Raw genomic sequence first — 19,828 nt, 5'->3', positions numbered from 1 at the left:
TTGCGCTCCTGCGCAGGAGCAACCATGAACTATCGTCACGCCTTCCACGCCGGCAATCACGCCGACGTCTTCAAACACCTGACCTTGACCCGCCTCATCGCCCTGATGTCGCGCAAGGAGCAGCCGTTCGCCTACCTCGACAGCCACGCCGGCATTGGTCTGTATGACCTCAAGGGCGATCAGGCGAGCCGTACCGGCGAGTATCTGGAAGGCATCGCCCGCTTGTGGGGCGAACAGGATCTGCCGGCGCTGACCGCCGACTACATGCAGGTGCTGCACAAGATGAACCCCGATGGCGAGCTGCGTTACTACCCGGGGTCGCCGGAGCTGGCGCGGCGCCTGACCCGCCCCCAGGACCGGGTGCTGCTCAATGAGAAGCACCCTGAAGACGGCCTGTTGCTCAAGGACAACATGAAGGGCGATCGGCGGGTGGCGGTGCACCTGGGGGAAGGCTGGCATGTGGCCCGGGCCTTGCTGCCGGTGGCGGAGAAGCGCGCGGTGATGCTGATCGACCCGCCTTTTGAACAGCTGGACGAAATGCAGCGCTGTGCGGCATCGCTCAAGGAAGCCATTGGCCGCATGCGCCAGACCGTGGCGGCCATCTGGTACCCGGTCAAGGACCAGCGTGCCCTGCGGCGTTTCTACCAGGACCTGGCCGGCACCGGTGCGCCGAAACTGCTGCGGGTGGAGTTGCTGGTGCATCCGCTGGATACGCCCAACAGCCTCAACGGCTCGGGCCTGGCGATTGCCAATCCGCCTTGGGGCCTGGAGGAGGAGCTGCGCGAGCTGCTGCCCTGGCTGTCGAAGAAGCTCGGCCAGACCCAGGGTGGCTGGCAGATGGACTGGCTCATAGCTGAGTAGCAGCTACAAGCCGCAAGCTATAAGCGGCAAGCGGCAAGCCTCAAATCGACAGTGAACCTCTTGCTGCTTGAGGCTTGCAGCTCGCAGCTGCTTCAAATGGGGCAAGTCACTCCGGTGCCGCCGATCCCGCAGTAGCCTTCAGGGTTCTTCGCCAGGTACTGCTGGTGGTAAGCCTCGGCGAAGTACACGGTCGGCGCTTCTTCGATTTCCGTGGTGATGGTGCCCAGGCCAGCCTTGGTCAGCTCCGCCTGGAACACGTCCCTGCTGTGCAGCGCCTGCTCCAGCTGGGCCGGGTTGGTGGTGTAGATCACCGAGCGGTACTGGGTGCCGATGTCATTGCCCTGGCGCATGCCCTGGGTCGGGTTGTGTAGTTCCCAGAACATCGCCAGCAGTTCTTTGTAGCTGACCTTGGCCTTGTCATACACCACCAGTACCACTTCGGTGTGGCCGGTTAAGCCCGAGCAGACCTCTTCATATGTCGGGTTCGGCGTGAAGCCGCCGGCGTAACCGACCACGGTGCTGACCACGCCCTCGCGCTGCCAGAAGCGACGTTCGGCGCCCCAGAAGCAGCCCAGGCCGAAGATCGCGAAGTCGACGTCCTGGAAGAACGGACCCAGCAGCGGGGTGTCTTCGAAGACAAAGTGCTTTTCAGGCAGTGTCATCGGGGTTTCGCGGCCAGGCAGAGCTTGTTCTTTGGTAGGTAGCACGTTTTTTTTCACCAGAATTTCCGAGCGCAGAACCATGATCAGTCCTCTCAGTCAGGGTGGGATCGAGTAATTAATCAGACACGCAGTTTGCCCGAGTGTTACAGCGCTGTCAGGCAATTGGGCCGCGGGGATAGCGCTTGAGCTTGGCGATCAGCTCGGTGCCGGGAATCGGTCGGTCGAACAGGTAGCCCTGGCCGACGTCGCAGCGATGGCGACGCAGGAACGCCAGCTGCTCGGCGGTTTCGATGCCTTCGGCGACCACCTTGATCTTCAGGTTGTGGGCCATGGCGATCACCGCCGAGGTGATTTCCATGTCGTCCTGGTTGTCGGGGATCTCGTGGATGAAGCTGCGATCGATCTTGATGATGTCGATGGGGAATTTCTTCAGGTAGCTCAAGGACGAATAGCCGGTGCCGAAGTCGTCCATGGCCAGGGTCAGGCCGAGCTTTTTCAGCTGTTCCAGTTGCTGGTGGGTGTCCTCGGTGGCTTCCAGCAGCAGCCCCTCTGTCAACTCAAGCTCCAGCAGTGAGGACGGCAGTTGTTCTTCCCTGAGGATGCTGGCGATGGAGGCCACCAGATCCGGGTCGGAGAACTGCTTGGGCGACAGGTTGATGGCCACGTGCAGGTTGCCCAGGCCGGCGGCGGTCAGCTGTTTGCTCATGCGGCAGGCCTGACGGGCGATCCACTTGCCGATGGGGATGATCAGGCCGGTTTCTTCCGCCACGCTGATGAACTGATCCGGACGGATCATGCCCTTTTCCGGGTGATTCCAGCGCAACAGCGCTTCCATGCCCAGCAGGCGGCCGCTGCGCAGGCACAGCTTGGGCTGGTAGAACACGTCCAGCTCGTTCTGGGTCAGGGCGCGACGCAGGTTGTTCTCGACGAACAGTTTGTAGCTGGCCTCGGCGTTGAGGGCTTCGGTGAACACCTGCACCTGGTGCTTGCCGTTGGCCTTGGCCTTGTGCAGGGCCAGGCCGGCGTTGCGCATCAGGGTCTGGGGGTCGCGGCCGTGCAGCGGCGCACTGGCCAGGCCCACCGAGCCGGTGACGCTGATCAGCTGGTTGTCGACGAACATCGGCTTGTCCAGGGTCATCAGCAGTTGGCTGGCGATCTGCTGGCCGGATTCCAGGTCGGTGTTGTCCAGCAGTACCGCGAACTCGTTGCTGGCAAAACGCGCCAGGCTGCCGCTGGGGCTCAGGCTGTTGCGCAGGCGCCGGGCCAGGCTGATCAGCAGTTTGTCGCCGGTCTGGTGGCCGAGGCTGTCGTTGATCCGCTTGAAGTTGTCGATATCCACCAGCAGCAGGCTGATCGGGGTATCGCTGTCTCGGGCGAAACGCTCATCCAGGTTGCGGATGAACGCGGGGCGGTTGCCCAGGTTGGTCAGGTTGTCGGTGTAGGCCAGGCGCTCGATGCGCTGCTGGGCCAGCTTGGTCTGGGTGATGTCTTCGTAGATGCCGATGTAGTGGGTCAGCTCGCGATTGTCGCCGTAGACCTTGGAGATCGACAGCTGGCCCCAGTAGGGCTCGAGGTTCTTGCGCCGGCTCTTGAACTCGCCTTGCCAGCTGTTGCTCTTGGCCAGGCTGGAGGGGGCATCGAACAGCAGTTCGCTGAGGTTCTCCAGGGCCGGAAGTTCGGACAGGCGATGGCCATGAACCTCTTCGGTGCTGTACTGGGTGATGGCGGTGAAGCTCGGGTTGACGTACTCCACCACGCCGTCGCAGTTGACCAGCAGGAAGGCGTTGGCGCTCTGTTCCACGGCGCGCTGGAACAGATGCAGGGCGCTGGTGGCGGCACGCCGGTTGTGATTGTTGATGACCTGGGCGAACTGGTCCGCCAGCTCGCCGGCGAAGGCGATTTCGTCGGACTGCCAGGCGCGGGTCATGCCGGTCTGTTCCAGGCAGAGGACGCCGACCACCTGGCCATCGATACGGATGCTGGCGTCGAGCATGGCGTTGACGTCCCTCGGGCGCAGGCTCTCGGCCATCTCCCGGGTGCGCGGGTCACGCATGGCGTTCTGCGCATCGATGGCGCGGGAGCTGTGCAGGGCTTCCAGATAATCGGGAAAGCTGCTGGCGTCGATGGGCTCCGGCATCCGGTATTCCTGCGGGCCGCGATGGTAGGCGGCAATCGGCACCAGTTGCCGGTCTTCCAGGTTCCAGATGCTGGCACAGTCGATCTGGTAGATATCACAGGCGCAGCGGGTGATCAGTTCGGCGGCTTCCTTCAGGGAGTTGCCGCTGCTGTAGCGCTGGCGGGTCAGCAGCAGAATCAGGTCCTGCTGGGCACGCACCCGTTCCAGGTGCTGAAGTTGTTCCTGCTGGGCCCGCTGGTTGAGTTCCAGGGCGATCTGCAGCCTGGTGTTCTGGGTTTCCAGGTCCTGGGTCGGCAGGGGCGCGGAGCCGCTGAACAGGCCGTCGACGACCAGCAGGTAGCCGCGCAGCAGGTGCCGGTTGTGCTGTTTGTAGGCTTCCCCCAGCTCCAGGATGCTCAAGGGGCCCTGGCCGGTGTGCAGGGTGTAGCGGATCAGGTAATGGGGGCTGCTGCTCAGCTGTTCCTGGATGGTGTCGTGCAGTTGATAGCGCGCTTCGGGCTCCATCAGGCTGGCGTAGGGCGAACCCACCAGGGCACAGAGTTCGACGGCGGGCAGGCCGAACTGGCGTTCGCAATTGGGATCGAGAAATAGCAGCGCCCAGCTTGCTTCATTCAGCCGTTCGAAACGCAACATGCCGAGCCGCGAGGGCACGGGCAACTGCGTCACTACCTCGGCCGCCATACGGCTGGCGGCATCGGGTTGGCTTTTCATGGGGAAACTCGCTTCGAAATTGCTGATCGCGCCGGGCTCACGCCCTCTTTACTGTTGCCTGCGGCAAGGTTGCATCATGGCGCATCGACTGACAAGTAAGATGAAGGCTAAGTGCTATAAACCTGTATCGGCAGGCACAAGTATTTCTGCAAAGTTACTTTTCTGGGCCTTTGCCTCATGGATTGACGGGCCAATGGCGAGGTTTTTTCGGCAAAAAAAAGCCCCGCCAAATTGACGGGGTTGAGGTACGAGCGTGGCGCTCGGAAAGCGTGCGATACCGGCCCGCCCTTGTCGGGAGGGCCGGTTCGCGGGTTACAGCAGAATGGTGCGGATGTCCGCCAGCAGGTCGCTCAGACGCTTGGTGAAGCGTGCGGCGGCCGCGCCGTTGATCACACGGTGATCGTAGGACAGGGACAGTGGCAGCATCAGCTTCGGCTGGAAGGCCTTGCCGTCCCAGACTGGCTGGATGGTGGCCTTGGACACACCGAGGATCGCCACTTCCGGCGCGTTGACGATCGGCGTGAAGCCGGTGCCGCCAATGTGCCCGAGGCTGGAGATGGTGAAGCAGGCGCCTTGCATCTCGTCCGCGGAGAGCTTCTTGGTCCGGGCTTTTTCGGCCAGGGAAGCGGCCTCGGCGGCCAGCTGCAGCAGGCTCTTCTGGTCGACGTTCTTGATCACCGGCACCAGCAGGCCATCCGGGGTGTCCACGGCGAAGCCGATGTTCACGTACTTCTTGCGGATGATCGCCTTGCCACTTGGGGCCAGGGAGCTGTTGAAGTCAGGCAGTTCCTTGAGCAGGTGGGCGCAGGACTTGAGCAGCAGCGGCAGGATGGTCAGCTTGACGCCGGCCTTCTCGGCCACGGCCTTCTGGGCAACGCGGAAGGCTTCCAGTTCGGTGATGTCCGCCGAATCGAACTGCGTCACGTGTGGCACGTTCAGCCAGCTGCGGTGCAGGTTGGCGGCGCCGGCCTGCATCAGGCGAGTCATCGGCACTTCTTCGATTTCACCGAAGCGGCTGAAGTCCACGACCGGGATCGGCGGGATGCCCGCGCCACCGGTTGCACCGGCAGCCGGTGCTTCCTTGGCCTTCTGCATCATGGCCTTGACGTAGACCTGCACGTCTTCCTTGAGGATGCGACCGTGGGGGCCGCTTGGGCTCACGGCACTCAACTCGACGCCGAATTCCCGGGCCAGTTGACGCACGGCCGGGCCGGCGTGAACTTTCGCGCCAGGCTTGGCCGGTGCGGCAACCGGGGCTGCAGCGGCAGGCGCGGCGGCGGCAGGAGCAGCTTCAGCTTTCGCCGGGGCAGGGGCGGCGGCAGGTGCCGGAGCGGCTGCCGGGGCGGCGCCCTTGACCTTGAGCTTGAGAATCAGGTCGCCGGTGCCGACTTCGTCGTCCAGCTTGATCGATACGCTTTCCACGATGCCGGCGGCTGGCGATGGGATTTCCATGCTGGCCTTGTCGGATTCGAGGGTGATCAGCGATTGGTCGGCAACCACGCTGTCGCCGGCCTTGACCAGGACTTCGATGATCTTGGCCTTGCCGGCCGAGCCGATATCCGGAACGTGGATGTCCTGCACGCTGTCGGCCACCGGGGCGGCGGGTGCAGCGGCTGGCGCAGGTGCGGCGGCCGGCGCTGCGGCCTGGGCCGGGGCGGCAGCGGCAGGCGCCGAGGCACCGGCCACTTTCAGGGCCAGGATCAGGTCGCCCGTGCCAACTTCATCGTTGAGCTTGACGCTGATGCTCTCGACCACGCCGGCAGCCGGCGATGGGATTTCCATGCTGGCCTTGTCGGATTCGAGGGTGATCAGCGACTGGTCAGCCTCGACGGTGTCGCCGACCTTGACCTGGATCTCGATGATCTGGGCCTTGCCCGACGAGCCGATATCCGGCACGTGAACCTGTTGCACCGAAGCGCTGGCCGGTGCGGCAGCCGGAGCGGCAGCCGGAGCGGCAGCAGCAGGCGCAGCGGCTGGCTGTGCAGGGGCTGGCGCAGCGGCGGCAGGGGCAGGGGCCGCAGCAGCGGCGCCCTCGACTTCCAGCTCCAGCATTTCGTCGCCTTCTTTCAGGCGGTCGCCCAGCTTCACTTTCAGGCTTTTGACCACGCCGGACTTCGGTGCAGGGATTTCCATGCTGGCCTTGTCCGACTCGAGGGTCAGGATGCTCTGGTCGGCTTCGATGCGATCGCCGACCTTGACCATCAGTTCGATTACTTCACCTTCACCGCTGCCGATGTCAGGTACGCGAATGAGTTCGCTCACAGAAAGTCTCCTCAGCAGTCCAGTGGGTTGCGTTTTTCCGGGTCGATACCGAACTTGGTAATGGCTTCAGCCACGACCTTGGGTTCGATGTCGCCACGGTCAGCCAAGGCTTCCAGGGCTGCCAACACCACGAAGTGACGGTCTACTTCGAAGAAGTGACGCAGTTTCTTGCGGCTGTCGCTGCGGCCGAAACCGTCGGTGCCCAGGACTTTGAATTCCTTGGACGGCACCCACTGGCGGATCTGTTCGGCAAACAGCTTCATGTAGTCGGTAGAGGCAATGACCGGACCCTTGCGGCCGCTCAGGCACTCTTCGACGTAGCTCAGCTTCGGCTTCTGGCCAGGGTGCAGGCGGTTGCTGCGCTCTACGGCCAGGCCATCGCGACGCAGTTCGTTGAAGCTGGTCACGCTCCACACGTCGGCGGCGACGTTGAACTCGTCACGCAGGATCTTCGCCGCTTCGCGGACTTCGCGCAGGATGGTGCCGGAGCCCATCAGTTGCACGTGGTGCGCGGCTTCGCGGGTGTCCTCTTCCAGCAGGTACATGCCCTTGATGATGCCTTCCTCGACACCTTCAGGCATGGCTGGCTGCTGGTAGGACTCGTTCATCACGGTGATGTAGTAGAAGACGTCCTGTTGCTCTTCGGTCATCTTCTTCATGCCGTCCTGGATGATCACCGCCAGCTCGTAGCCGTAGGTTGGATCAAAGGTGCGGCAGTTCGGGATGGTCCCGGCCAGCATGTGGCTGTGACCGTCTTCGTGCTGCAGGCCTTCACCGTTAAGGGTGGTACGGCCGGCGGTGCCGCCGATCAGGAAGCCGCGGGTGCGGCTGTCGCCGGCAGCCCAGGCCAGGTCGCCAATACGCTGGAAGCCGAACATCGAATAGAAGATGTAGAACGGCAGCATCGGCTGGTTGTGGCTGGAGTACGAAGTACCGGCCGCGATGAAGGAGCTCATGGCGCCCGCTTCGTTGATGCCTTCTTCGAGGATCTGGCCCTTCTTGTCTTCGCGGTAGAACATCACCTGGTCTTTATCGACTGGCTCGTAGAGCTGGCCGACGGAGGAGTAGATGCCCAACTGGCGGAACATGCCTTCCATACCGAAGGTACGGGCTTCGTCCGGGATGATCGGCACGATGCGCTGGCCGATTTCCTTGTCCTTGACCAGCTGCGCGAGGATCCGCACGAAGGCCATGGTGGTGGAGATTTCGCGATCGCCGGAACCGTCGAGGATGGCCTTGAGGGTATCCAGTGGCGGAGTCGGGATGCTGAAGCTCTTGGCGCGACGCTGAGGCACGAAACCGCCCAGCGCAGCACGACGCTCGCTCAGGTAGCGGGCTTCGGCGCTGCCTTCTTCAGGCTTGAAGAACGGCAGGTTTTCGAGGTCGTCGTCTTTCACCGGAATGTCGAAGCGGTCGCGGAACAGACGCAGGCTTTCAACGTCGACTTTCTTGGTGTTGTGCGCGGTGTTCTTCGCTTCGCCGGCGCCGGTGCCATAACCCTTGATGGTCTTGGCCAGGATCACGGTCGGTTGCTCTTTGTGGTTGACCGCCTCGTGGTAGGCCGCATAGACCTTGTACGGGTCGTGGCCGCCACGGTTGAGCTTCCAGATCTCGTCGTCGGACAGATCGGCAACCATCGCCTTGAGTTCAGGGGTGTTGAAGAAGTGCTCACGGACGAACGCGCCGTCCTTGGCCTTGTAGTTCTGGTACTCGCCGTCGATGACTTCGTCCATGCGGCGTTGCAGGATGCCGTCGACGTCCTTGGCCAGCAGTGGGTCCCAGAAGCGGCCCCAGACCACCTTGTTGACGTTCCACTGGGCACCACGGAACACGCCTTCGAGTTCCTGGATGATCTTGCCGTTGCCGCGAACCGGGCCGTCGAGGCGCTGCAGGTTGCAGTTGATGACGAAGATCAGGTTGTCCAGCTTCTCGCGGCCGGCCAGGGAGATCGCGCCCAGGGATTCCGGCTCGTCGCACTCGCCGTCGCCCATGAAGCACCAGACTTTCTGCTTGCCGGCCGGGATGAAGCCACGGGCTTCCAGGTACTTCATGAAGCGCGCCTGGTAGATCGCCTGGATCGGACCCAGACCCATGGAAACGGTCGGGAACTGCCAGAAGTCAGGCATCAGCCAAGGGTGTGGATAGGACGACAGGCCGTTGCCATCCACTTCCTGGCGGAAGTTGTTCATTTGCTCTTCGGTGATGCGACCTTCCATGAACGCACGGGCGTAGACGCCTGGCGATGCGTGACCCTGGAAGTAGATCAGGTCGCCGCCGTGTTCGTCGGTCGGGGCCTGGAAGAAGTAGTTGAAGCCGATGTCATACAGGGTGGCGCTGGAGGCGAAGCTGGAGATGTGACCGCCCAGGTCAGAATCTTTCAGGTTCGTACGCATGACCATGGCCAACGCGTTCCAACGTACCAGCGAGCGAATGCGGCGTTCCATGAACAGGTCGCCAGGCATGCGTGCTTCGTGGGTGACGGGAATCGTGTTGCGGTACGGCGTGGTGATGGCGTAGGGCAGTTGCGAGCCGCTGCGGGTCGCGAGTTCGCCCATACGGGTCATCAGATAGTGAGCACGGTCTTCGCCTTCTTTGTCGAGAACCGATTCCAGGGCGTCCAGCCATTCCTGGGTTTCGACGGGATCGAGGTCTTGCATGGCTTGCTCCAGGGCGGAAAGGCTTCCAGAATCGGTTGCCTGAGTTTGCGACTGGCCTTGTGGGCAGACGATTATAAATTCTTGGATTGCCGGAGGTTGATCCAGCGGCGTGTAGTTTTACTACAAATCGTCGGCCATTTCAGCCTTTCGAATGTATATACGAGTAGTAAAACTACAGAAGAGCGGCTTATGGCGTCCTGCTGCGTTGTGAGAATAATCGTTACTGTTGGTCGGTGACTAACGGGAATAGGTAAAAAATTAATGCCGGCTGCCAAAAAAAACCTATTTTCAGCTATTTCTAACTTTTGTTCGACAGTCCATCAGGCTGCTTGCCCTCGATATCCCTCTCCGCCTGCCTTTTCCACGCCGATCAAGGATAGCCCATGAGTCTGCCCGCGCTTGCCCCAGTTCCCGCGATTCTTCTGCCATTGGTCAGCCGTGCAGAGCAGTCGTTCCGCGCTGCGGTGGCGGCCCTGGAAGACAGCCCCGGCGTCGCGGATTGGACTGCCGAGCGCTGGGCCGAGTTTGCCCGGGTCGGTGCCGCCAGCGACTTCGTCATTGAACAGAGTCTGCGTGACCCTTTGATGTTGCTGGAGTTGGTGCGCAGCGGCGAACTCGATCGCGGTTTCGCCCCCGGAGAGTTGTGCGCACAGATTGCCGCGGCCGTGCACACCGCCGAGAGCGACGACCAATTGGGGCGGGTGCTGCGGCGCCAGCGCACCCGGCAGCAGGTGCGGATCATCTGGCGCGATCTGACCCGCCGGGCGGATCTGGTGCAGACCTGCCGCGACCTGTCCGATCTGGCCGACGCCTGCATCGACCAGGCCTATCAATGGCTGTATCTGCGTCATACCCAGCAATTCGGCGTGCCCACCGGTGGCCGCAGCGGCGAGCCGCAGCAGATGGTCATCCTCGGCATGGGCAAGCTGGGGGCGGTGGAACTCAACCTGTCGTCGGACATCGACCTGATCTTCGCGTACCCCGAAGGCGGCGAGACGGTGGGGGTCAAGCGTGCCCTGGATAACCAGGAGTTCTTCATTCGCCTGGGCCAGCGGCTGATCAAGGCCCTGGACCCGATGACCGTCGACGGTTTCGTGTTCCGCGTCGACATGCGCCTGCGGCCCTACGGTTCCGCCGGGGCCCTGGTGCTGAGTTTCAATGCCCTGGAGCAGTACTACCAGGATCAGGGGCGCGACTGGGAGCGCTACGCCATGATCAAGGCCCGGGTGGTCGCCGGGGATCAGGTGGCCGGGGCGCAATTGCTGGACATGCTGCGGCCCTTCGTCTATCGCCGTTACCTGGACTTCTCCGCCATCGAGGCGCTGCGCACCATGAAGCAACTGATCCAGCAGGAGGTGCGGCGCAAGGGCATGGCCGACAACATCAAGCTGGGTTCGGGAGGCATTCGCGAAGTCGAGTTCATCGCCCAGGCCTTCCAGCTGATTCACGGCGGTCGCGACCTGAGCCTGCAGCAGCGTCCTTTATTAAAGGTGCTGGGCACGCTGGAGGGGCAGGGTTATTTGCCGGCGGCAGTGATCAGCGAGCTGCGCGAGGGCTACGAGTTCCTGCGTTATACCGAGCACGCGATCCAGGCCATTGCCGATCGCCAGACGCAGATGCTGCCGGACAATCCCCAGGACCAGGCGCGAATCGCCTTCATGCTCGGCTTTGCCGACTGGAGCGCCTTCCATGAACAGTTGATGTACTGGCGCGGGCGGGTGGAGTGGCACTTCCGCCAGGTGATTGCCGATCCCGATGACGATGACGGCGCGGAGAGCGAAGTGGTGGTGGGCGGCGAGTGGCTGCCGCTGTGGGAGGAGGCCCAGGACGAGGAGGCAGCCTGCCGGCAGTTGCAGGAGGGCGGCTTTGTCGATGCGCCCAAAGCCCTGCGGGCCCTGGCCAGTTTGCGCGGCAGCCCGCAGTTGCGCGCCATGCAGCGCCTCGGGCGGGAACGCCTGGATGCCTTTATTCCACGCTTGCTGGCCCAGGCCGTGGAGCACGCCAATCCGGATCTGGTACTGGAACGGGTGCTGCCATTGGTCGAGGCCGTGGCCCGGCGTTCGGCCTATCTGGTGCTGCTCACCGAAAACCCTGGCGCCTTGCGCCGCTTGCTGACCCTGTGCGCGGCCAGCCCATGGATTGCCGAGCAGATCACCCGCTTTCCACTGCTGCTGGATGAATTGCTCAATGAAGGGCGCCTGTTCAAGCCGCCCCTGGCGCCGGAACTGGCGGCCGAGCTGCGCGAGCGCCTGACGCGGATTCCCGAGGACGACCTGGAACAGCAGATGGAGGCGCTGCGCCACTTCAAGCTGGCCCACCGGTTGCGGGTGGCCGCCTCGGAGATCGCCGGCAGCCTGCCTTTAATGAAGGTCAGCGATTACCTGACCTGGCTCGCCGAGGCGATTCTGGAGCAGGTGCTGGCCCTGGCCTGGCGCCAGACCGTGGCCAAATACGGTGCGCCACAGCGCAGCGATGGCACCTTGTGTGATCCGGGGTTCATCATCGTCGGCTACGGCAAGGTCGGCGGCATCGAGCTGGGCCACGGCTCCGACCTGGACCTGGTGTTCATCCATGATGGCGACCCCCAGGCCGAAACCGACGGTCCGAAACCCATCGATGGTGCACAGTTCTTCACCCGGCTGGGGCAGCGCATCATCCATCTGCTGACCACCCAGACCAACTCCGGCCAGTTGTACGAAGTGGACATGCGCCTGCGGCCGTCCGGCGCGTCGGGGTTGCTGGTGAGTTCCCTGGGGGCCTTTGCCCGCTATCAGGAGAACGAAGCCTGGACCTGGGAGCATCAGGCGCTGGTCCGGGCCCGGGTACTGGTGGGCAGCCAGGATGTGGGGCAGGCCTTTGAAAAGGTCCGTGCCGTGGTGTTGGGCAAAAAGCGCGACCTGCCGACCTTGCGCCAGGAAGTCAGTGAGATGCGGGCCAAGATGCGCGACAACCTGGGCAGTCGCCTGACCGCCGCCGGAACCGCGGCCAACGCCTTCGAAGCCACGGCGCCGTTCGACCTCAAGCAGGACGCCGGAGGTATCGTCGATATCGAATTTATGGTGCAATACGCGGCCCTGGCGTGGTCCGAAGAGCACCCGTCATTGCTGCGCTACACCGATAACATCCGCATTCTGGAAGGTCTGGAGCAGGTCGGCCTGATGCCGGCGAGCGATGCCAGCCTGCTGCGCGAGGTCTACAAGGCCTATCGTTCTGCGGCTCACCGACAGGCGTTGCAGAATGAGGCCGGAATCATTACCGGTGATCAATTCGTGACCGAACGACGGGAAGTGTTACGGATTTGGCGCGAGCTGGGGCTAAGCTAAGCGGCCTGACAGGGCCACTCCTATTTCGGCGAGCCTTGTGGGCTCGCCCAAACTGAACCGGCGGTGAAGGCCGCGGTGCTGGATTCTCGAGGCGGGGAGGCATATGCCTCCCCGGCTCGTTTATGGAAACCACATGAATATTCTGATCGTTGGGCCCAGTTGGGTCGGTGACATGGTGATGGCGCAGACACTCTTCGAGTGCCTGAAACAGCGTCATCCACAATGCGAGATCGACGTGCTGGCCCCCGAGTGGAGCCGGCCGATCCTGGAGCGCATGCCCCAGGTGCGTCGGGCCTTGAGCTTTCCCCTGGGCCACGGCGCCCTGGAGCTGGCCACCCGCCGGCGGATCGGCAAGTCCCTGGCTGGCCAGTACGATCAGGCGATCCTGCTGCCCAACTCGCTGAAGTCGGCCCTGGTGCCGTTCTTTGCCGGCATCCCCAAGCGCACCGGCTGGCGCGGCGAGTTCCGCTACGGCCTGCTTAATGACGTGCGCAAGCTCGACAAAGAGCGCTACCCGCTGATGATCGAGCGCTTCATGGCCCTGGCCCATGAGCCGGGCGCCGAACTGCCCCGGCCTTATCCACGGCCGAGCCTGCAGATCGATCCGCAAAGCCGTGAGGCGGCCCTGGCCAAGTTCGGCCTGGTACTGGATCGTCCGGTGCTGGCGCTGTGCCCTGGGGCGGAGTTCGGCGAGGCCAAGCGCTGGCCGTCCGAGCATTACGCCCAGGTGGCCGAGGCCAAGATCCGCGAGGGCTGGCAGGTGTGGCTGTTCGGTTCGAAGAACGATCATGCCGTGGGGGAGGAGATTCGCGGGCGACTGATTCCCGGGCTGCGTGAGGAATCGACCAACCTCAGCGGCGAAACCTCCCTGGCCGAGGCCATCGATCTGTTGTCCTGTGCCGACTCGGTGGTGTCCAACGACTCCGGGTTGATGCATGTGGCGGCGGCGCTGAATCGCCCTTTGGTGGCGGTGTATGGCTCCACTTCACCGGGCTTCACTCCGCCCCTGGCGGATCAGGTCGAGGTGGTGCGCCTGGGCATCGAATGCAGCCCGTGTTTCGACCGCACTTGCCGCTTCGGCCATTACAACTGCCTGCGCCAGTTGTTGCCGCAGCCGGTGAATGAAGCCTTGCAGCGCTTGCAGGGCTCCCCGGTCGAGGTTCAATAAGTTGCGGGTACTGTTGATCAAGACCTCGTCCCTGGGGGATGTGATTCACGCATTGCCGGCGCTGACCGATGCCGCGCGAGCCATTCCCGGGATCAAGTTCGACTGGGTGGTGGAAGAAGGCTTCGCCGAGATCCCCACCTGGCATCCGGCGGTCGGCAAGGTGATTCCGGTGGCGATCCGTCGCTGGCGCAAGAACATCTGGCAGACCATCAAGAGCGGCGAGTGGCGCCGCTTCAAGCAGAGCGTGCGCTCGACCAAGTACGACCTGGTGATCGATGCCCAGGGCCTGCTGAAAAGCGCCTGGCTGACTCGCTACGTGCGTGCCCCGGTGGCGGGGCTGGACAAGAACTCGGCCCGTGAGCCCCTGGCGTCGCGTTTCTATTCGCGGCGCCTGGCGGTGGCCCGTGGGCAGCACGCGGTGGAGCGGGTGCGTCAGCTGTTCGCCGTGGCCCTGGGCTACGACCTGCCGCAGGGCCTGGGCGACTACGGTCTGAATGTCGAGAAGCTGGTGGAGCTGCCGCGCAAGAATCCCTTCGTGCTGTTTTTGCACGGCACCACCTGGGACACCAAGCACTGGCCCGAAGCCTATTGGCGCGAGTTGACCGAGCGTATGGGCATGCTCGGGGTGGAGGTCAAGCTGCCGTGGGGCAACGCCGCCGAGAAAGCCCGGGCCGAGCGCATCGCCAGTGGCCTGAAAAATGCCACGGTGCTGACCAAGCTGAACCTGGCCGGGGTCGCCAAGGTGCTGGCCGATGCCCAGGCCTGTGTGGCCGTCGACACCGGGTTGGGTCACCTTGCCGCGGCTCTGGATGTGCCGACCATTTCGTTGTTCGGCCCGACCAATCCGGGCCTCACCGGCGCCTATGGCAAGGTGCAGATCCACCTGGGCAGCAACTTTCCCTGCGCGCCGTGCCTGCAGAAAAAATGCACCTACCAGCCCTCCGCTGTGGACCAGCAGCGCTATGACATCAAGCGCGAGTGGCCACTGTGCTTCACTCGCCTGAACCCCGAGCGTGTCGCCAGCCGACTGAGCGCCTTGTTACTGGCTGAGGAGCCGCGCTGATGCAATTGGCCTTTGTCCTTTATAAGTATTTTCCCTTTGGCGGCCTGCAACGCGACTTCATGCGCATTGCCCTGGAGTGCCAGCGGCGCGGGCACCAGATTCGCGTCTACACCCTGATCTGGGAGGGCGATGTGCCTCCCGGCTTCGAAGTGCTGGTGGCGCCGGTCAAGGCGCTGTTCAACCATCGGCGCAATGAAAAGCTCAGCGCCTGGATGGAGGCCGACCTGGCCAAGCGTCCGGTGGATCGACTGATCGGTTTCAACAAGATGCCGGGGCTGGACGTGTACTACGCCGCCGACGGCTGTTTCGAGGACAAGGCGCAGAACCTGCGCCATTCCCTGTACCGGCGCTGGGGCCGCTACCGGCATTTTGCCGAGTACGAGCGGGCGGTATTTGCCCGGGATGCCAAGACCGAGATCCTGATGATCTCCGAGGTCCAGCAGCCGCTGTTCATCAAGCACTACGACACCCCGCTGGAGCGCTTCCACCTGCTGCCGCCGGGCATCGCCCAGGACCGCCGGGCCCCAGCCAACGCCGCCGAGATCCGCGCCGAGTTCCGTCGCGAGTTCGCCTTGCGGGATGACGAGTTGCTGCTGGTGCAGATCGGCTCCGGGTTCAAGACCAAGGGCGTGGACCGCAGCCTGAAGGCGCTGGCGGCGTTGCCGTCGGCGCTGAAAAAACGCACCCGGCTGTTTGTAATCGGCCAGGACGACCCCAAGGTATTCCAGGTGCAAAGTGCGGCGCTGGGTTTGAGCGATCAGGTGCAGTTCATGAAGGGGCGCAGCGATATCCCGCGGTTCCTGCTGGGCGCCGATGTGCTGATTCATCCGGCCTACAACGAAAACACCGGCACCGTCCTGCTCGAGGCCCTGGTGGCCGGGCTGCCGGTGCTGGTCAGTGCGGTCTGCGGCTATGCCCACTACATCGCCGAGGCCGAGAGCGGCCTGGTGCTGGATGAGCCGTTCGAGCAGAGCCAGCTCAATCAATACCTCAACACCATGTTGACCGACGACGCGGCACGCGCGACCTGGAGCCGTAATGGCCTGGCGTTCGCCGAGACGGCCGACCTTTACAGCATGCCGCAGCATGCTGCGGATGTGATTCTGGCGGAGCAACACCGATGAAGTTGATGCTTGCCGAACCCTTCAAGAGCCTGTGGGCCGGACGCGATGCGTTCGATGCTGTCGAGGGCCTGAAGGGTCAGGTCTACCGTGAGCTGGAAGCGCGCCGTACCTTGCGTACGGAGGTCGCCGGCCGCGGTTATTTTGTGAAGATCCATCGTGGTATCGGTTGGGGTGAGATCGTCAAGAATCTGCTCACCGCCAAGTTGCCGGTGCTTGGCGCTGGTCAGGAATGGCGGGCCCTGGAGCGTCTGCATCAGGTCGGCGTGCCGACCATGACCGCGGTGGCCTACGGCGAGCGCGGCAGCAATCCGGCGGATCAGCATTCGTTCATCGTCACCGAAGAGCTGGCGCCGACCGTCAGCCTGGAAGATTTCAGCATCGACTGGGTCAAGCAGCCCCCTGCGCCGGCCCTCAAGCGCGCGCTGATCGCCGAGGTGGCGCGCATGACCGGCATGATGCACCGCGCCGGGGTCAACCATCGCGACTGCTACATCTGTCATTTCCTGCTGCACACAGACCGGCCCATCACCCCGGAGACCCTCAAGCTCTCGGTGATCGATCTGCATCGGGCCCAGACCCGGCCGAAGATCACCTTGCGCTGGCGCAACAAGGACCTGGCGGCCCTGTATTTCTCGGCCCTGGACATCGGTCTGACGCGCCGCGACAAGCTGCGTTTCCTCAAGGGCTATTTCCAGCAGCCGCTGCGGCAGATTCTGGGTGAAGAGGCGGCGCTGCTGTCCTGGCTCGAGGGCAAGGCGGAAAAACTCTACGCCCGCAAGCAACGTTACGGAGACGCACTCTGATGGCGAGTTGGAATCTGGACCCCGCCTATCAGGAGTTGACGCAGGATTTCGGCAGTCTGGAAGCGGTATTCGCCCTGCAGGGCGAGCACCTGACCCGTGATCCGCTGTCCGAAGTGATTCGCGTCGAACGGGGCGGCATTCACTATTACGTCAAGCGCTACACCGGCGCCGGCAAGAACCTGCGGCGTTACCTGGGCAAGCCGCGGGTCAAGTTCGAGTGGCAGAACCTCAAGCGCTTCGCCAAGTGGGGCATTCCCACGGCGGATGTGGTGGCCTGGGGTCTGGAGCGGCGCTGCCTGGCCTATTCCCGAGGCGCGATGATCACCCGCGAGTTGCCGCGTACCGAGGACCTTTCGGTGCTGGCCGAGCGCAATGATCCACGGCTCAAGGACCGGCGCTGGGTCGATGGCATCAGCCAGCAGCTGGCCACTCATACCCGCGTGATGCACGACCATCGCTTTACCCACAACGATTTGAAGTGGCGCAACTTGCTGGTCGACGACCAGGACCACTTGTACCTGATCGACTGTCCGAACGGCGATTTCTGGCGTGGATTCTGGCTCAAGTACCGGATCACCAAGGATCTGGCCTGCCTGGACAAGGTGGCCAAATATCATCTGTCGGCCACTCAGCGCCTGCGTTTCTATCTGCAGTACCGCGAGCGCAACCGGCTGAGCGCCTCGGACAAGGAGCGCATTCGCCACGTGGTGAGATTTTTTGAGGGGCGTGAATGACTGATTTCCTGGCGCCGGAGGAGCGTGCGCTGCTGGAGCGCAACGGCCTCGGCACTTTTGACCAGCTGTGGGCCGTGCAATTGGCTGCGGTGGATGAACCCAATACCAGCCGCGGCGGCAGCAGCAGTGTCTTTCGCCTGGATGTGGAAGGGCAGGGGTTCTATCTCAAGCGTCAGACCAACTACCTGACCCGCACCTTGCACCGGCCTTTCGGCGAGCCGAGTTTCGCTCGGGAGTTCCGCAATATCCGGCGCTATCAGCTGCTGGGCATTCCGGCCTTGCAGGCGGTGTTCTTTGGCATGCGCAAGGTGGCGGGCGAGTCCCGGGCGATTCTCCTGACCCGGGCCCTGGATGGTTGGGACGACCTGGATGGGCTGCTGTTGCGTTGGGATGAGCTCAGCGAACTGCAGCGTCAGGCGGTGCTCAAGGCTTGTGGGCAACTGGCCCGGCAGTTGCACAGCCTGCGTCAGGTGCATGGCTGTTTCTATCCCAAGCATATTTTCCTGCGGGGCCACGGCGATGGTTATCAGGCGCAGTTGATCGACCTGGAGAAAACCCGGCCTCTATTGTTCGGGCAGCGTGATCGGGTCAAGGATCTTGAGCCTTTGCTGCGCCGGGCTTCGGTGTGGAGCGGCGACGAAGTACGCGCGCTGCTGGCTGCGTACCTGGATCAGTCTCCAGACAGTTCCCTGGTGCAGGCCTGGCTGTCCCGTCTCAGTGCTCGCAGCAGTCATAAGGAATCTCGCTGATGCGTTTGTCCGAGCTGAAGAACAGCGGGCGCAGCCCGGCCCTGCCCCTGAGCCTGGAGCTGGCGGATGCCGCCGGCCCGGCGCAACTGCAATTGCTGAGTTTGCTGCGGGTGTTGCCGGGGCAGCGCTATGTGGGCGCCGGGGTCTGGCGAGGCCGCCCGGTGCTGGCCAAGTTGCTGGTGGGGCCCAAGGCCGCGCGGCATTTTCAGCGAGAGTTGAACGGCGTGCGCCTGCTGGCGCAGCAAGGCCTGACCACGCCTCTGTTGCTGGCCGACGGCTTGCAGGAAGGCGAGGGCGGCTGGCTGCTCTTTGAGTTTCTGCAAGGGGCGCAGAGCCTGGGCGAGGCCTGGCAGCAGGTGGAGAACCTGCCGGTGCTGGCCGATGAGCAGACGGCGGTGCTGGCCGAAGCGCTCGGGGCGATTGCCCAGTTGCACGCCAAGGGCCTGTGGCAGGAAGACCTGCATCTGGACAATCTGCTGCGCCATGCCGGCCAGTTGTATTTGATCGATGGCGCAGGGATTTGCGTCGAAGAGGCCGGCAAACCGCTGTCCCGGTCCCGGGTGCTGGAGAACCTTGGGGTGTTCTTCGCCCAGTTGCCCAAGAGCCTGGAGCCCTTCACCGAAGAGCTGCTGGTGCACTACCTGCTCGGCAATGCCGAGCATGCCTTGCCCCTGGAAGCCCTGGAAAAACAGGTGAACAAGGTGCGTGGCTGGCGGCTGCGGGATTTTCTCAACAAGGTCGGCCGTGATTGCACCCTGTTCAGCGTGCAGCGCGGGCCGTTCGCCCTGCGGGCGATCCGTCGCGAAGAAGAGGCGGCGATGCGGCCGGTGCTGGAGCAGGCCGATGCCTTGCTCGACCAGGGCCATCTGTACAAGACCGGCGGAGCGGCCAGCGTCGGCCGGGTCGTGTTGGCGGGTCGGACCCTGGTGGTCAAGCGCTACAACATCAAGGGCTTCGCTCATTGGCTCAAGCGTTTCTGGCGCCCGAGCCGGGCCTGGCACTCCTGGCGCGAAGGCAATCGCCTGGCGTTTCTCGGCATTGCCACCCCCAAGCCCCTGGCACTGCTGGAACAGCGCTGTTTCTGGTTGCGCCGGCGCGCCTACCTGGTCACCGAATACCTGCCGGGGCCGGACATCATCGAGCGTTTTGCGCCGTTCGTGGACAGCGGCGCAGCGCCGGAATCGGAGTTGCTGGCATTGGACCGGCTGTTTGCCGAGCTGATCAAGGAACGCATCAGTCATGGCGACTTCAAGGGCCACAATCTGTTCTGGCACCAGGATCGCTGGGCGTTGATCGATCTTGACTCCATGTGCCAGCACGCCAGCCTGAGCAGTTTCGCCCCGGCTTATGCCCGGGATCGCGCGCGCTTCATGCGCAATTGGCCCGAAAGCAGCAATTTGTATCAAGTGATTGATCAGCGCTTGCCCAAGACTGTCCATTCCACCCAAGCCTGACCTGCGACCCATGGCCGCTGTTGCTGGCAGCGGCTGCGGGCCCTGGTGGCCGCGGCGCCCTGGCTTGCCGCTTGCGGCTAGAGGCTTGCCCCTGCTTTTCAGTTATAATCGCGCCCTTTC

The 19,828-nt window shown here is 63.4% G+C and carries 13 protein-coding genes; 9 read left to right on the top strand and 4 right to left on the bottom strand.

The genetic code is table 11. The features are described 5' to 3' along the window. Nucleotides 1-24 precede the first annotated feature (24 nt). On the top strand, nucleotides 25-861 hold the full coding sequence (locus ACMGG8_RS01170) for a 23S rRNA (adenine(2030)-N(6))-methyltransferase RlmJ (RefSeq protein ID WP_414159038.1): 837 nt from the start codon (nucleotides 25-27) through the stop codon (nucleotides 859-861). 92 nt (nucleotides 862-953) lie between these two features. Here ACMGG8_RS01170 and msrA read toward each other — a convergent pair whose 3' ends face one another. From msrA to aceE, 4 genes are all read right to left on the bottom strand, one after another. Next, nucleotides 954-1,604, bottom strand: coding sequence for a peptide-methionine (S)-S-oxide reductase MsrA (gene msrA / locus ACMGG8_RS01165; protein WP_060837213.1), 651 nt, complete (start codon nucleotides 1,602-1,604; stop codon nucleotides 954-956). 73 nt (nucleotides 1,605-1,677) lie between these two features. After that, entirely contained in the window at nucleotides 1,678-4,371 is a 2,694-nt protein-coding gene (locus tag ACMGG8_RS01160; RefSeq protein WP_060837214.1) for a GGDEF and EAL domain-containing protein, read from the bottom strand. 312 nt (nucleotides 4,372-4,683) lie between these two features. Beyond that, the gene (gene aceF / locus ACMGG8_RS01155) at nucleotides 4,684-6,633 is read right to left on the bottom strand and encodes a dihydrolipoyllysine-residue acetyltransferase (protein ID WP_414159037.1); all 1,950 of its coding nucleotides are present in this window, start codon (nucleotides 6,631-6,633) and stop codon (nucleotides 4,684-4,686) included. Nucleotides 6,634-6,644: 11 nt separating this feature from the next. Further along, nucleotides 6,645-9,290 (bottom strand): pyruvate dehydrogenase (acetyl-transferring), homodimeric type, encoded by a 2,646-nt coding sequence (gene aceE, locus ACMGG8_RS01150; protein ID WP_060837216.1) that lies wholly within the window; start codon nucleotides 9,288-9,290, stop codon nucleotides 6,645-6,647. Between the two features lie 383 nt (nucleotides 9,291-9,673). Between aceE and glnE the strand changes: the two genes are divergently transcribed. The 8 genes from glnE to ACMGG8_RS01110 all read left to right on the top strand — a co-directional run bounded on the left by glnE (nucleotide 9,674) and on the right by ACMGG8_RS01110 (nucleotide 19,708). Then, nucleotides 9,674-12,613, top strand: coding sequence for a bifunctional [glutamate--ammonia ligase]-adenylyl-L-tyrosine phosphorylase/[glutamate--ammonia-ligase] adenylyltransferase (gene glnE, locus ACMGG8_RS01145; RefSeq protein ID WP_108545932.1), 2,940 nt, complete (start codon nucleotides 9,674-9,676; stop codon nucleotides 12,611-12,613). Between the two features lie 133 nt (nucleotides 12,614-12,746). Next, on the top strand, nucleotides 12,747-13,781 hold the full coding sequence (waaF, locus tag ACMGG8_RS01140) for a lipopolysaccharide heptosyltransferase II (protein ID WP_110723652.1): 1,035 nt from the start codon (nucleotides 12,747-12,749) through the stop codon (nucleotides 13,779-13,781). Nucleotide 13,782: 1 nt separating this feature from the next. Next, nucleotides 13,783-14,844: a lipopolysaccharide heptosyltransferase I gene (gene waaC / locus ACMGG8_RS01135; RefSeq protein ID WP_414159036.1), complete on the top strand. Its 1,062-nt coding sequence runs from the start codon at nucleotides 13,783-13,785 to the stop codon at nucleotides 14,842-14,844. Beyond that, nucleotides 14,844-15,968, top strand: coding sequence for a glycosyltransferase family 4 protein (locus ACMGG8_RS01130; RefSeq protein WP_060837219.1), 1,125 nt, complete (start codon nucleotides 14,844-14,846; stop codon nucleotides 15,966-15,968). The genes waaC and ACMGG8_RS01130 overlap by 1 nt, the downstream gene beginning before the upstream one ends. Beyond that, nucleotides 15,965-16,771 carry a lipopolysaccharide core heptose(I) kinase RfaP gene (rfaP, locus tag ACMGG8_RS01125; protein WP_060837220.1) on the top strand — a complete coding sequence of 269 codons (807 nt, stop codon included), beginning with the start codon at nucleotides 15,965-15,967 and terminating at the stop codon, nucleotides 16,769-16,771. The genes ACMGG8_RS01130 and rfaP overlap by 4 nt, the downstream gene beginning before the upstream one ends. Next, a complete protein-coding gene (locus ACMGG8_RS01120; RefSeq protein ID WP_414159035.1) occupies nucleotides 16,771-17,505 on the top strand; it encodes a lipopolysaccharide kinase InaA family protein in 735 nt (244 codons plus the stop codon). Before rfaP ends, ACMGG8_RS01120 begins: the two co-directional genes overlap by 1 nt. Next, on the top strand, nucleotides 17,502-18,254 hold the full coding sequence (locus ACMGG8_RS01115; protein ID WP_060837222.1) for a lipopolysaccharide kinase InaA family protein: 753 nt from the start codon (nucleotides 17,502-17,504) through the stop codon (nucleotides 18,252-18,254). Before ACMGG8_RS01120 ends, ACMGG8_RS01115 begins: the two co-directional genes overlap by 4 nt. Beyond that, nucleotides 18,254-19,708 carry a lipopolysaccharide kinase InaA family protein gene (locus ACMGG8_RS01110; RefSeq protein ID WP_414159034.1) on the top strand — a complete coding sequence of 485 codons (1,455 nt, stop codon included), beginning with the start codon at nucleotides 18,254-18,256 and terminating at the stop codon, nucleotides 19,706-19,708. The genes ACMGG8_RS01115 and ACMGG8_RS01110 overlap by 1 nt, the downstream gene beginning before the upstream one ends. The last annotated feature ends 120 nt before the right edge of the window (nucleotides 19,709-19,828 follow it).

It is taken from the genome of Pseudomonas sp. BNK-45, assembly GCF_047456255.1.
Lineage (GTDB): Bacteria > Pseudomonadota > Gammaproteobacteria > Pseudomonadales > Pseudomonadaceae > Aquipseudomonas.
The sequence above is the reverse complement of the archived record's forward strand: the minus strand, read 5'-3'. Positions and strand labels throughout refer to the sequence as shown.

Bases quoted from the DNA above. Each gene is read 5' to 3' on its own strand.
- ACMGG8_RS01170 (WP_414159038.1), top strand. From the start codon at position 25: ATGAACTATCGTCACGCCTTCCACGCCGGCAATCACGCCGACGTCTTC.
- ACMGG8_RS01120 (WP_414159035.1), top strand. From the start codon at position 16,771: ATGGCGAGTTGGAATCTGGACCCCGCCTATCAGGAGTTGACGCAGGAT.
- rfaP (WP_060837220.1), top strand. From the start codon at position 15,965: ATGAAGTTGATGCTTGCCGAACCCTTCAAGAGCCTGTGGGCCGGACGC.
- ACMGG8_RS01110 (WP_414159034.1), top strand. From the start codon at position 18,254: ATGCGTTTGTCCGAGCTGAAGAACAGCGGGCGCAGCCCGGCCCTGCCC.
- aceE (WP_060837216.1), bottom strand. From the start codon at position 9,290: ATGCAAGACCTCGATCCCGTCGAAACCCAGGAATGGCTGGACGCCCTG.
- glnE (WP_108545932.1), top strand. From the start codon at position 9,674: ATGAGTCTGCCCGCGCTTGCCCCAGTTCCCGCGATTCTTCTGCCATTG.
- ACMGG8_RS01130 (WP_060837219.1), top strand. From the start codon at position 14,844: ATGCAATTGGCCTTTGTCCTTTATAAGTATTTTCCCTTTGGCGGCCTG.
- msrA (WP_060837213.1), bottom strand. From the start codon at position 1,604: ATGGTTCTGCGCTCGGAAATTCTGGTGAAAAAAAACGTGCTACCTACC.
- ACMGG8_RS01160 (WP_060837214.1), bottom strand. From the start codon at position 4,371: ATGAAAAGCCAACCCGATGCCGCCAGCCGTATGGCGGCCGAGGTAGTG.
- ACMGG8_RS01115 (WP_060837222.1), top strand. From the start codon at position 17,502: ATGACTGATTTCCTGGCGCCGGAGGAGCGTGCGCTGCTGGAGCGCAAC.
- waaF (WP_110723652.1), top strand. From the start codon at position 12,747: ATGAATATTCTGATCGTTGGGCCCAGTTGGGTCGGTGACATGGTGATG.